10 protein-coding genes are annotated in these 13,115 nt (G+C 66.5%); 2 read left to right on the plus strand and 8 right to left on the minus strand.

The window, feature by feature from the left end:
• Positions 1 to 3 precede the first annotated feature (3 nt).
• The 3 genes from ACWDKQ_RS24050 to ACWDKQ_RS24060 are packed head-to-tail and all read right to left on the minus strand — an operon-like array spanning position 4 to position 3,643.
• On the minus strand, positions 4 to 1,455 hold the full coding sequence (locus ACWDKQ_RS24050) for an MFS transporter (protein ID WP_450141007.1): 1,452 nt from the start codon (positions 1,453 to 1,455) through the stop codon (positions 4 to 6).
• Positions 1,452 to 2,444 (minus strand): NADPH:quinone oxidoreductase family protein, encoded by a 993-nt coding sequence (locus ACWDKQ_RS24055; RefSeq protein WP_450141008.1) that lies wholly within the window; start codon positions 2,442 to 2,444, stop codon positions 1,452 to 1,454. The genes ACWDKQ_RS24050 and ACWDKQ_RS24055 overlap by 4 nt, the downstream gene beginning before the upstream one ends.
• On the minus strand, positions 2,444 to 3,643 hold the full coding sequence (locus tag ACWDKQ_RS24060) for a CaiB/BaiF CoA transferase family protein (RefSeq protein WP_450141009.1): 1,200 nt from the start codon (positions 3,641 to 3,643) through the stop codon (positions 2,444 to 2,446). The genes ACWDKQ_RS24055 and ACWDKQ_RS24060 overlap by 1 nt, the downstream gene beginning before the upstream one ends.
• A 125-nt stretch (positions 3,644 to 3,768) precedes the next feature.
• Between ACWDKQ_RS24060 and ACWDKQ_RS24065 the strand changes: the two genes are divergently transcribed.
• Entirely contained in the window at positions 3,769 to 4,686 is a 918-nt protein-coding gene (locus ACWDKQ_RS24065; protein ID WP_450141010.1) for an alpha/beta fold hydrolase, read from the plus strand.
• The gene (locus ACWDKQ_RS24070; protein WP_450141011.1) at positions 4,683 to 5,627 is read left to right on the plus strand and encodes an alpha/beta fold hydrolase; all 945 of its coding nucleotides are present in this window, start codon (positions 4,683 to 4,685) and stop codon (positions 5,625 to 5,627) included. The genes ACWDKQ_RS24065 and ACWDKQ_RS24070 overlap by 4 nt, the downstream gene beginning before the upstream one ends.
• A gap of 228 nt (positions 5,628 to 5,855) precedes the next feature.
• Here ACWDKQ_RS24070 and ACWDKQ_RS24075 read toward each other — a convergent pair whose 3' ends face one another.
• The 5 genes from ACWDKQ_RS24075 to ACWDKQ_RS24095 all read right to left on the minus strand — a co-directional run bounded on the left by ACWDKQ_RS24075 (position 5,856) and on the right by ACWDKQ_RS24095 (position 11,518).
• Complete coding sequence (locus tag ACWDKQ_RS24075; RefSeq protein WP_450141012.1) at positions 5,856 to 5,990, minus strand: hypothetical protein; 135 nt, start codon at positions 5,988 to 5,990, stop codon at positions 5,856 to 5,858.
• A gap of 7 nt (positions 5,991 to 5,997) precedes the next feature.
• Positions 5,998 to 7,050, minus strand: a complete 1,053-nt coding sequence (gene dmpG, locus ACWDKQ_RS24080; RefSeq protein ID WP_450141013.1) for a 4-hydroxy-2-oxovalerate aldolase — start codon at positions 7,048 to 7,050, stop codon at positions 5,998 to 6,000.
• On the minus strand, positions 7,047 to 8,003 hold the full coding sequence (locus ACWDKQ_RS24085) for an acetaldehyde dehydrogenase (acetylating) (RefSeq protein WP_450141014.1): 957 nt from the start codon (positions 8,001 to 8,003) through the stop codon (positions 7,047 to 7,049). The genes dmpG and ACWDKQ_RS24085 overlap by 4 nt, the downstream gene beginning before the upstream one ends.
• Positions 8,000 to 8,821 carry a 2-keto-4-pentenoate hydratase gene (locus ACWDKQ_RS24090; protein ID WP_450141015.1) on the minus strand — a complete coding sequence of 274 codons (822 nt, stop codon included), beginning with the start codon at positions 8,819 to 8,821 and terminating at the stop codon, positions 8,000 to 8,002. The genes ACWDKQ_RS24085 and ACWDKQ_RS24090 overlap by 4 nt, the downstream gene beginning before the upstream one ends.
• Positions 8,822 to 9,571: 750 nt before the next feature.
• Positions 9,572 to 11,518 carry an ATP-binding protein gene (locus ACWDKQ_RS24095; RefSeq protein WP_450141016.1) on the minus strand — a complete coding sequence of 649 codons (1,947 nt, stop codon included), beginning with the start codon at positions 11,516 to 11,518 and terminating at the stop codon, positions 9,572 to 9,574.
• Positions 11,519 to 13,115: the final 1,597 nt, after the last annotated feature.

Consider the following 13,115-nt stretch of genomic DNA (forward strand, 5'->3'; position numbering starts at 1 on the left):
TTCTCAACCATGGTGACGCCCTGGCAGCCTTGTCCGGTGGGTCACCAGCCTCCCTCGACCGGATGCTACGCCCTCCGGTGCGCAATCACGCCAGTCACCGCCGGACCGATTCCGCACCATGTCCATGGTGAGCAGCGCGACGACCCCCACCGCGACCGCCGTCATCGCGATAGCGATGACGGCGATGTCAACCTGCTCGGCTGGCCCCATGGGGGCGAGCGCGCCGATCAGGCCCACCGCGAGGATCGCGCCGACGTACCGAGCGGATTGGAAGAGACCTCCGACTACACCGGCCATAGCCGACGGTGTCCGCTCGTACATGAGGCGTTGCAGACCGAGGTTGCACAGGCCGTAGGGGATCCCGAGCAGGACGCCGTCGGCAACCACGAGCCAGGTGGGGGTGGATGGGCCGAAGGCAACGATCAGCGTGACTCCGGCTAGGAACATCCCGCTGCCCGCGAGCAAAGCTCGACCCGCTCCCAACCAACGCATCAACGTGCCTCCGCAGACGGTGGCCACGACACTCGTCACGGCAATGGGCAGCACGAGCAGCCCCGCGTCCAGGGCGGACGTGTGCCGTTCGGTCTGCAGCCACTGAGGCAGCCCGTAGAACGCGCTGTAGTAGGCCAGGTTGAACAACGTGAAGATGCCAAGCACCGCGGTCAGGCCGCGGGCGCCGTAGACGGCACGGATGTCGATGAACGGATTGGCGGCTCGCCGCTCCCACCACAGGAAGGCGGGCACCGCCACCGCCAGGACAAGCCCACCGATCACCGATATCCGGGGTAGGGCGAGCATGACGTCCAGCAACGCCACGATCGACACGGCGAACAGCCCGGTTCCGACAGGGTCGATCGAGCGCGACATCAATGGCCGGGTCGCGTCGGCGGACCGTGCCCGCGGCTCGAGCACCACCAGCGCAACCACCGCGGCACCGATTGCCAGCGGCAGGTTGGCCCAGAAAATTGCCTGCCACCCCGCCAGTGCCGTGAGCAGGCCGCCGAGCACCGGTCCGACTGCGCCGGCGGTGGTGTTGACGATTGCGATCGTGGTCAGCTGCGCGGGATGACCGTGCCGCCGCGTGACGACCACAGCACACGGAAACGCGGCCGAGACCCCGATCGCCTGTGCACACCGGCAGAGCACGAGCAGTTCGGCGGAGGTGGCCAACGGCGCCGCCGCCGACGCGGCACTCGCGATCATCATTCCCGCCGTGAAAAGTCCTCGGGTTCCGATGAGGTCAGCCACCCTTCCGAGCACCGGCTGGAACACGCACGCCGTCAGGTAGAACACCGTCACGATCCAGGTCGTCGTCGACAGCGGAAGATCCAGATGCTGCTGGATCGGATGCAGCGCTACGGCGATCATGGAGGAGTTGAGGGGTGCGAGCAGGGTGCCGACTAGCAGGGCAGCCAGCGCCAACCGCGTCCGGCGCACGGACCACGTTGCCGTCATAGGGACTGCCCGACACGCAAGAGTAACTTGCCGTCGGCCCGTCCCTCGGCCAACAAGTCCAAAGCCTCCGCGCCGCGCTCCAACGGCAATACACCATGCACGTGGGGTCGTAGCCGACCTGCGGTCGCCCACGCGAAGATCGAGCGCAGGTTCTGCTCGTGCAGTGCCCGGTGACGCCGGATGAATTCACCGAGGAACACCCCGATGACTGAGGAGCCTTTCACCAGCGGGATGTTGAGAGCGAGACGCGGAATGGCACCTGCCGCAAAGCCGACGACGAGGTAGCGCCCGCCCCAGGCCACGGCCCGTACGGCTGCCTCGGCGACCGTGCCGCCGACGGGGTCGAACACGACATCGGCACCCGCACCACCGGTGAGTCGTTTGATCGCATCCTTGACGTTGCCGTCGCCGCCGTAGGAAAACGTCTCGTGTGCACCGCGTCGCAGAGCGGACGTGGCACGCTCGGCCGTCGATGCCCCAGCGATGACCCGGGCACCGAGGAGAGCACCGACGTCGACCGCAGCCGAACCGACACCGCCGGCGGCACCCAGGACGACCAGCGTCTCGCCTGGGCGCAAATTCGCCCGCTGGACGAGTGCGTGGTAGGCCGTCGAGTAAGCCACCAGGATCGCCGCGGCATCCTGCTCCTGCACATCGTCGGGCAATGCAGTCACGCGATCGGCCCGGACGAGTACGGCGGCCCGCGCACATCCGTACTCCTCGTTGCCGACTACCCGGTCGCCCACCCGGGGCACCACGACGTCCGGCCCGACCGACAACACCGTGCCTGCGTACTCACTGCCGGGCGAGAACGGCGGTTGCGGCTGGACGACGTGCTTGCCCGCGATCACCAAGGTGTCGTGGAAATTGAGTCCGACGTGGCTGACCGCGACCACCACTTCACCGGGGCCGGGCTCGGGCAGCGCGACATCCACCACTTTCAGGCAGTCACCAGGCGAGCCAAACCGGCTGCACACCAGCGCTTTCATCAACACCCCTCACCAGGGCCAGGTGCGGCAACCACACCGGAGGACAGGAAAGCCGAAACCTCGGCCGCGGAGAAACCGGCTTCTTGCAGCACCTCGACCGTGTGCTCGCCGAGCTCGGCTGGTGCCCGGCGCACCGGCGGCAACTCACCGTCGTACCGGACCGGATGGTTGAGCACCGTGGCTTCCTCGTCGCCAACCGCGAAACCAGTGAGCAGTCCCTCCTCGACGACCTGCGGGTCCACTCGCACGTCGTCGTAGGTCGCCACCTTCTCGATCCAGAACCCGCGAGCCCGCAGCTTGTCGGCGACCTCCTGGTAAGTCATACCGGCGAGGGCCTTGGCGACCGTGGCGGTGTACTCCACTCGATTGTCGCGACGGTCTGATGGCGTGTACTCGTCCAGCACGGCCTCACCCAGCGCCGCACCGAAGTCGTCCATCGGGCCGTTCAACGCAATGGCCACCGCTGCGTCGAGCAACCGGTACACGCCGTACGGGGGGTCGATCGCCCAGCACGCCAATTCGGCAGGCCGCCGCAGGTCCTCCGTGGTCTTGCGGCCCGAGAAGTACAGCGCGAGCGACTCCGCCTGAAGGTCGAGCCCGGCGCCGAGCAGGCTGGTCTCCACCCTGGTGCCCTCCCCGGTCACGAGCTTGCGCGCGTAGGCCGCCAGCACACCCATCGCCAGCAGTGCCGCACCGTGGTGGTCTACGACGGGAGTTCCCGCGGCCGTCGGCGAGTCCGCGCCGCCCGTAGCCGCGACGAGCCCCGAGCGAGCCTGGACCAAGAGATCCACGCCGGGATTCCCGGCCATCGGGCCGCGTGATCCCCAGCCTGTGGCAGAGGCATAGATGATGTCGTGTTTGATCTCCCGCACCGCGTCGTATCCGAGGCCGAGCCGGTCGAGCGCGCCGCCGCGATAGTTCTCCAGCAGTACGTCGGCCTGCTGGATCAGTGGACGCAACACGGTCTTGGCGTCCGGGTGCTTCAGGTCTACGACGATCGAGCGCTTGTTCCGATTGACAGCCAGGAAAGTCACGCTGCGGCCGCTTAATCGAATGCCAGCGCTGCCGACCTTCCGCTCCCATGAGCCGGTGGGCGGTTCCACTTTCACGACGTCAGCGCCGAGATCAGCGAGGTACTGCGCTGCGGCCGGGCCCTGCACGAAATGCGAGAAGCTCAGCACCGTCATCTGCTCAATCATGTGGCCTCCGCCATCGTCACGATGTCCGAGACGGTAGGTACGGCCACAATCGCGCCCAACTACGCATTCCCGATGGATGGAAACCGGGTATGCCAATGGCGTGGCGCGCCCGGCAGGGTGCGGTCATGAACGTGACCACGCCGGCAAGCATCCGATGGAGAAGGATTCGGTTACCGGACTGTGTGCTCAACTGCGCGGTCGTCGGTACGGGGGAACCTGCGCTGTTGCTGCACGGCTGGCCGCAGACCAGCTATGCATGGCGAGCCGTCATACCGCTGCTCGCCGACCGGTACACGCTCGTGGTGCCGGATTTGCCCGGATTCGGTGCGAGCTCCCGGCTGGCCAGCGGTTACGACAAGAAGTCGATCGCGGGAATTCTGCATCGGCTGATGCTGCGGCTGGGTTTTCAGCGCTACCACGTTGCCGGGCATGACGTCGGCGGACAGGTCGCTTATCCGCTGGCCGGGCAGTACCCCGATGCGGTCCGCACGCTGACGTTGATCGAGGCCGGGGTGATCGGGCTCGGCCGCAGCGTGGCAGCGGCGAATCCGCTGACCGGCGGATCATGGCATTTCGGTTTCAACATGGTGCCCGACCTACCCGAACTGTTGCTGGCAGGTCGGGAGCGCGCCTATCTCGAGTTCATGTTCCACCGGGATTCGGTAGGCCTGTACGTCACCGATGCGATCGGTGAGGACGATCTCGACGTGTACGCACGGGCGCTTGCCCGGCCCGGCGCGGTCCGCGCGACGATGGGCTACTACCGCACACTCCCCGCGGACATGGAAGATAACCGAACGTTGAGCGCCGCTGGCCCGATCACCATGCCCACGGCCGTCGTCGGGGCACGACACGGTGTCGGCCTCAGCTGGATCGACACCGTGCAGGAGGTCGCGGCGCACGTCTCCGGACACTTGATCGAGGAATGCGGCCACTACGTGCCCGAAGAGCAACCCGGGCAGCTTGCTGACCTCTTGGCCACCGCATGGCGCACCGTCAAAGACGATCGAGCGACGACGAACCCACCGGAGGAGTTGCGATGACCGACTTCGTACTGATCCACGGCGCATGGCATGGGGCCGGGCACTGGGCCCAGTTCGCTGCGACGCTGGCCGGTCGCGGACATTGTGCGCTGCCGGTAGACCTGCCGGGACACGGCACTCGTGCCCTCTTCCCGGCCAGCTACCTGGCGCGTGATGTCGTCGCGCTCCGTACCGAGCCGTCTCCGTTGCAGGACCTCACCCTTGACGATGTCGCCAGTGATGTGATCGGTCTGTTGGAGCGACTCGCATCGACCGGAAAACGACCGACGCTCGTCGCACACAGCATGGGCGGTGCTGTCGCGACCCGGGTTGCCGAGCTCGCGCCGGAGCTCCTCGCCGCGTTGGTCTACGTCGCGGCTTTCGTGCCGACGAAGCTGGGCTCGCCGGCCGCCTACTTGGCGCTGCCCGAGGCGCGGTCGGCTCGGGGATCGTCGCTCTACGTCGGTGATCCCGGTGCCATCGGAGCCGTGCGCATTGACCCGCGTTCCGCTGACGTTGCTTACCTCGATGAGCTCCACGCCGCCTATTTCTCCGGCCTTAACCGGCGGGATTTTCTCGCGTTGGCGGCAACCCTGACGCCGGACCAGCCGATCTCATTCCTGGCGTCAGCAAGCGGGGCGACGGCCGAACGTTGGGGCAGCGTGCCTCGTGCCTACGTCCGCACCACTCGCGATCGGGTGCTGCCGATCGAGCTGCAGGACGTGATGATCAATCACGCCGACGCGCTCGCGCCCGAGACGCAGTTCCGGCGGGCGTCAATTGCCGCTGGTCATGCGGTGTTCGTATCTCATCCCGAGCAGCTGGCCGATGCCATCGAACGCTTGTGTGCGCCGGTGGACGTCGCCGAGCCGGACGTCGCCGAGCTGGCCTCGGGCGCAGCGCCGGGGGCCGCCGCGGTGCTCGACGAGTCGCCCGAGGGAATCCCGCGGGTTTGCCGGTAGGCGTCGAGGTTCGTCGCGATGGCTTGCACCTGTTGACGCACGGTCGTGAGTTCCTGTGGCATGGTCTGCTGCGCTTGCGCTGCGGCGAGCACCTCGTCGTCAGCGGCTCCCTGCAGCGCCATCGCGAGGTGCTCGTTTCCCTCTTCGCACCGCTGGATCGCCTCGGCGAGAGAACCGGCGGCCTCGCCGCACTTGCTCTACCTTCGCGAAACGGCGAATGCACCGCGGTCAGCCGGCACGGACGGCGCGGGGATCCGGGGACTGATGGCGCAGCGCGGCATGCTCAGCGACAGGTGCGCCGACCGGCACACCGAGGTACTCGATCTGCTGGACGTGCCCGCGGCACTGCTCGACCTGCCTCATGGTGCGGCTACTGCGCGGCGAGCAGGTCCAGTGCGATGTCGACGATCATGTCCTCCTGCCCGCCGACCAGCTTCCGGCGGCCGACCTCGAGCAGGATGGCGCGCACGTCGATGCCGTATTGCTTCGAGGCGGTCTCGGCGTGGCGCAGGAAGCTGGAGTACACCCCGGAGTAGCCGAGGGTGAGGGTTTCCCGGTCGACTCGGACCGGGCGGTCCTGCAGCGGACGGACGAGGTCGTCAGCCGCGTCCTGGAGGGCGAACAGGTCGCAGCGGTGCTTCCAGCCGTTGAGGCTGGCCACCGCGACGAACGCTTCGATGGGGCAGTTGCCGGCGCCCGCGCCGTGCCCCGCGAGCGAGGCGTCCACGCGTCGCACGCCCTCTTCGACGGCGACGACGGAGTTGGCCACGGACAGCGAGAGGTTCTCGTGGGCGTGGATGCCGATCTGGGTGTTCGGATCGAGCACATCGCGGTAGGCGCGGATGCGTTCGCGGACGCCGTCCATGGTCAACCGGCCGCCGGAGTCGGTGACGTAGACGCAGTGCGCGCCGTAGGACTCCATGAGCTTGGCCTGTTCCGCCAGCTTCGCCGCGGGGGCCATGTGGCTCATCATCAGGAACCCGGAGACATCCATGCCGAGTTCGCGGGCCTTGGCGATGTGCTGGGCGGCGACGTCGGCCTCGGTGCAGTGGGTGGCGATGCGGACCGAGCGGACGCCGAGGGACTCGGCGCGTTCGAGTTCGGCGATGGTGCCGATGCCCGGCAGCAGGAGGGTGGTGAGGGTGGCTTGCTCGATGCTGTCGGCTGCGGCTTCGATCCACTCCCAGTCGGTGTGGGAGCCGGGCCCGTAGTTGAGGCTGCCGCCGGCGAGGCCGTCGCCGTGGGCGACCTCGATCGCGTCCACGCCCGCCTGCTCCAGGGCCGCGACGATCCGGGACACCTCGGACGGCGTGATCCGGTGCCGCACGGCGTGCATCCCGTCGCGCAGGGTGACGTCCTGGACGTAGAGATCCACTGCGTCGTTCATGCCTTCGGCCTTCCGGGGCTCTGCGGTGGTGGTCACCGGACCACCTCGGCGGTGGTGTTGCCGTGCTGGGCGATTGCTTCGCCGGTGCGCAGCGCGGCGGAGGTCATGATGTCGAGGTTTCCCGCGTAGGCGGGCAGGTAGTGGGCGGCGCCCTCGACTTCGAGGAGCACCGTTACCTTGGTCGTCACCGGGTCCGCGTCGTCGGGCAGCAGGGTGTGGACCGGGTCGTCTGCAGCGATCGGGGTGAGCTGCACGTCCTGCTTGAGCCGGTAGCCGGGCACGTACGCGGCCACACGGTCGACCATGGTGCGGATCGACCTCTCGATCGCGGCGTGGTCGGCGTCGCCGATCAGCGCGAACACGGTGTCGCGCATGATCAGCGGCGGCTCTGCGGGGTTGAGGACGATCACGGCCTTGCCGCGTTGCGCACCACCCACGGTTTCGATCGCCGCTGCGGTCGTCTCGGTGAACTCGTCGATGTTCGCCCGGGTTCCCGGGCCGGCCGACCGGGAGGAGATCGAGGCGACGATCTCGGCGTAGGGCACCGACGTAACCTGCGCGATGGCGTGCACCACCGGGATTGTGGCCTGTCCTCCGCAGGTGACCATGTTGACGTTGTCCACGTCTCGGTCGAGGTGCTCGTCGAGATTGACCGGCGGCACGATGTACGGTCCGGTCGCTGCCGGGGTCAGGTCGACAAGCTTCTTGCCGTGCGGTGCGAGCTTGGCGGCGTTGGCGCGGTGCGCGGCTGCGGAGGTGGCGTCGAAGATGATCTCGATGTCGGCGAAGCCGTCCATCGCGATCAGGCCGTCGACGCCCTCGTGCGTGGTCGGGACCTTCAGCCGCTTAGCTCGGGCGAGGCCGTCGGAGTCCGGGTCGATGCCGACCATAGCGGCCATTTCGAGTGCCCCGGACACGCGGAGGATCTTGATCATCAGGTCGGTGCCGATGTTGCCGGAGCCGATCACGGCGACCTTGGTCTTGTTCATCGCACTTCCTCGGTCGAGAAGCGGGCGGTCACCGAGCCGAGCGCGGAGATCTCCGCGCGGACGGTCGCGCCCGGGGGAGTCGCAACCATGGGGCCGAGCGCCCCGGAGAGCACGACCTGCCCGGCGCGCAGCGGCGCACCGAAGTCCCGCGCGGTTCGGGCCAGCCAGAGCAGGGCGTTGAGCGGATTGCCGAGGCACGCGGCCCCATCGCCCCGAGAAGCGGGTTCGTCGTCGACGAACATCTGCATGGTGACCTCACGCGGATCGAAATCGCGCAGTCGGACCTGTTCCGATCCCAGCACGTAGAGGCCGCTGGAGGCGTTGTCGGCCACGGTGTCGGTGATCCGGATGTCCCAGTCCGCGATCCGGCTGTCCACGATCTCGATCGCTGCGACCGCGTACTCCACCGCACCTTGCACGGCCTCCAGATCTAGTGCGTCGGTGTCGAGGTCTGCGCCGAGGAAGAACGCGACCTCGGCTTCGGCCTTGGGCTGCAGCAGCCGTCGACTTGGGACTTCGGGAAGCGCTGAGACGTCCATGTCGTCGAAGAGCACCCCGAAGTCCGGCCGGTCAACGCCGATCTGCCGCTGCACCGCTGGCGACGTGAGTCCGATCTTGCGCCCCACAACTGCCATCCCGGCGGCGGTGCGTTTCTCGGTGAGCAGTCGTTGCACCTCGTAGGCGAGGTCGATGCCGTCGGCACCGAGCAGATCGCGTACCGGGCTGCAGGGAACACCGTTGCGAGCCGCTGCCTGGAGCCGGTCGGCGGCTGCGATGACCGCGGCGTCGCGGTCCGTCGTCGAGGTCTGGCCTGCCATCACGTTCCTTTTCCGGTTCGGAGTCGTGCCCCAGGGTGGCGGCCGCCGGGACCGGAAGTCGACGGCCGAGTTCCGGTGACCGGAACTGCGCTCAGCGGCCCGAACCCGGCGCGGCGGGTATTGCGGAAGCATCCGGAATGCTGACCGGACATGCAGCAGGCGAGGACAGGCCGGGGCGATCAACCGCGGCTGTCGTGGAGGAACACTCCGAGCACCACAGCTGCCACGCTGGAGACCGCCAAGAAGCGGCTCGCCGACGCTGAGGCGAGGCTTGCTGCTTCCAAACGCCGATCGGTGCGGGTGTTGATCCGGCGGCGCTGACAGATGCGATCAACGAAGCACAAGCCGAACGTGCCGAAGCCCGCGCCGAGGTGGAGAACAGGCCAACACCTAACGCGCTCACCGCTGCCGATTTCTACGCCATGGTCGAGTCAGACAAGTTCGCTACGAACCGGCAGATCGAGTCGCCGAAACACTATTCACCTGAAGGGCCGGGCTAAGAAGTAACTCCTCCGTCGCATTGATCACGGTCGCCGCGTCGATCTCCGAGCCCGGCGGGAACGGGATCTCGTTCCCGATAAGGACCATCATCGCAGTGGCGCCCATCTCGAAGTGGTACGGCACGTACCGCGCCGTTTGGATACCCAGATCCTTGATCCGTTGCCGCGCCTCCTTGGACCAGACGTCGCCCTGACGCGGCTGCTGGTCCCAGCGCGGACCCGCGAAAAGTACCGTGTCCGAGGGGAATTGTCACAGGGATGAATCGGAGGCGTTGTGACCTGTTCGTGCCCCGGCGACCATGGCGGCGATTTGGCTGCGTGAGGTGAAACCGAACTTGGTGAGGATGTGTTCGACGTGGGCTTCGGCGGTGCGTTGGGAGATGACGAGTGTTTGGGCGATTTGTTTGTTGCTCATTCCCTGTGCCACTAGGGATGCGACTTCGCGTTCGCGTTTGGTGAGCTGTTCGGTCGGCTCGTCCTGGGCAGGTTCCTTGTGAGCGGGGGCTTTGCCGAGGATCCGTCTTACGGCCTGGTCGATCGGCATGCGTGCGCCTGCCTCGAAGGCATTGGCGTAGGAGGTCTCGCCTAGAGCCTGCCGAGTTTGTTCTTGGCAGCGGTCGTGGTACTCGTCGAAGTAGGAGAACAGCATGCCTCCGTATTCCCTGCGCAGGGCATAGGCGGTTCCGGCCAACTGGACGGCTTGCTCGCTGCGACCCATGCTCGCAGCGATCCAACTCATGGTCTCGAGGCATATCGCAGTGCAATTCTGGTCGTGGAAATCGCGTTGTGTGGCGAGGCATTTCAGCTGAAGTGCTTCCGCTTTGTGCCCGTCACCATGCCGCCACGTTTCGAATCCGAGGCCCCACAACGCGTATGCCCGGCGCCAGAGCTCCCCGTGGTGCTCGCAGAAATCAAGGAGTTCTTGCCACTGGTTCATGGCTTGTTCTCGGTCGTGGCGCAACGAGTAGCTGATGCTGAGACACACCAACGCAGCGGGAAGCCAGTACAACTCGCCAGAGTTGCGGTGCTGGGCGACGAACTCTTCGAGCAGCGCGATCGCATGCGTGAAGTCGCGATTGAGCATGGCAGCGAAGGCTTCGGGGACTTTCCTGTGCGATGCGGAGGCGACGTCGCCGAGGTCGGCGGCCAGTTGTCGGTGCTCTGCGAGCATGCGGTTCGCCGTGGTGAGGTCGTTTTGCAGGAGTGCGAGGTGGCTGGCGCTGAGGAGCGTCCAGGCTCTGGTTTCGCTCGGTTCGACGTCTCGCGCCAGAAGGCGGTCGAACCAGCGGCGTCCCTCGCTGGTGAGTCCGTTGACCCTCCACACGTCCCGGTATGCCTCAGCGATGCGCAGGCCCTCGTGGGATTCTCCAGGTTCGGCAAGGTCGAATTCGAGTGCGGCGCGAATGTTGGGGTGCTCCAATCGCATTCGTTTCGCACACTCGACTTGGCTGGGCCCGAACCAGCGGTCGTGCGTGTCTTGGGCCAGCTTCAGGTACCAGTCCCGGTGCCGCTTCTGAAATTCACCTTCACGACCTTCTTTGCGCAACGCCTCGCGGCCGTACTGGCGGATGGTTTCCAGCAATCGGTACCGAACTACGCCGTCACGTTCGTCACGGCTGATGACGGACTTGTCCAGCAGGCCGGCTACCGCTGTGAGCATGTCCCGTCCCGGCAGAGCGGCGTCGGAGCAGACGTTCTCGGCCGCGTCGATGTCGAAGCTTTCAGCGAACACCGACGCTCGGCTCCAGAGGGCTTGTTCCTGTTGGGTGCAGAGCTGGAAGCTCCAGTCGATCGATGCGCGAAGTGTCTGCTGCCGGGGGAGCGCGACGCGGTTGCCGGACGTGAGCATGTTGAACCGGTCGTTCAGTCGCTGCAGGAGCTGCGCGGGTGAGAGGATTCGGAGCCGCGCGACAGCGAGTTCGATTGCCAAGGGGATTCCGTCCAGTCGTCTGCACAAGCCTGTTACTGCTTGGCCGTTGTGCTCGTCGATTTCGAAGTGTGGCACCGCAGCGGCCGCTCGGTCCTCGAAGAGTTTGATCGCCTCGAAGGCGCGCAATGCCTCAGCGGACCGTGGTGCGTCGTCGGGCGGAAAGCGGAGGGCCAAGACTGGTTGAATGAGCTCTCCGGCAATGCCCAGTGCTTGTCGGCTTGTGGCCAGAACTCTCAGGTCCGGGCACCGTCGCAGCAGGGTCGCCACGAGATGGCTGCACGTGTCCAGCAGGTGCTCGCAGTTGTCCAGAACGAGCAGAAGTCGCCGGTCCGCCAGCTTTCCAGCCAGTGTGTCCGGAGTCCAGCGGGTGTACTGATCCGGGAGCTCCAGGGAGGTCACGACCGCCTGAGACACCAGGCCACCGTCTTCGAGACCTGCGAGTTCCACCACGTATACGCCGTCGGGAAACGACCGCCGCATTTCCCAGGCGGCCCGCATCGCAAGCCGGGTTTTGCCGACGCCGCCAACGCCGGTGAGTGTCACCAACCGGGACGCCGACAGCCCTTTCCGGACCTCGCTCAGCTCAGTTCGCCGTCCGATGAAACCGGGCAGGTCGGCGGGCGCGAAGGCCTGGGGATCTCGTACGCGCCGTGACATGGTGGCTCGTCCGTTTGTTCGTCTTCTCGACAGTTGACCCAACGATAACGGTGGCGCGGGCGCTCAGCCGTGTGGCGCTTCCGCCACATCGCGAGGTCTTGGGCTTCGATTGGGCTAGGTCGTCGCAACGATGCGCATGAGACGAGAGATGCCCGTGTTACCAGAGCGTCGTTTCGTTGATGACATGGCTCGCGATCAAGTTGTGGCTCTCCAGCGTCAGCTCCTCGGGACCGCAGGTCGTGACTGTGATCGACACCCGGGACGTCGCGGTGCTCCCGCCCAGTCGCCTCCGTAGCGCTAGTGTCCGTCACCCTGATCGACGAAAATGCGTGCAGCGACTTGGTGCGGGCCAGCGTGCTGCTCTCCGAATGTGCAGGCCGGTTCTGGTCCGATTAGGGAACGGACGAGATCGCTGGGAACCAGGTCTATGCGTTGTGCTGCACGGAGATCGGTGGCGGTACCAACCTGCGGGAGATCCGCACGACGGTCTCCTGGAATCGCGAGGAGCAGAGAGCGGAAGAGTGCTTGCCCTGGCGTAGGTTCGAACCCTGCCGCGGCCACATTTCTCGGGCAGTGACTTTCACCAGCCGGTTGACTGTGCTCGCTGCTTGAATCAGGACCGCAACGTCGTGGCGCTGATCCTCTTGCGGGTGTTCGGCTGTCCCTCCCCTTCGCTCCGACGACGAGGTCTGAAAGCAGGGCTGCGAGGCGGCTGCCGCGGCCCGGGGCGTTGGCCGGATGATGTGGTCGTGGATGTTGGTCAGCGGGATGAAGTTCTCGGGGTTGCCGAGTCGCTTGAGCGGCTTGCCGCCGTTTCGACGCCGGGTGACTGGCGGGTTGGCGGTTTGCTCGCCACTCGGCCGGAGGTCGTCGCTCACCTCGAGGGTGGGTATACCGAGCACGTTGCCGAGGCTCGGGCCGGGAGTTCTCGGTGGATCGCTGCTCTTTCGCCTGCTCTCGCGGGGCCGCTCGCCGCGTGGTTGCGGTCGGCTGCCCGGGAAGAGGAGGTCGATGCGGCGGCCCTGGCGTTCGCTCGGGCTCTTCGGCAGAGACTCCCCCGGTGATCGTCAACTTGAGGTTGACGATCTGGATTCGTCAACTTATGGTTGACGCATGTTGCGTCCTGGAAGCTGGACCAGGCCAGCGGGTGAGAGTCCCGTCCGGGTAGGCACCGGAGCGCCCGGTAGCAGGCCCCAGTCTGTCGGGG

It is taken from the genome of Saccharopolyspora sp. NPDC000995 (assembly GCF_053599315.1).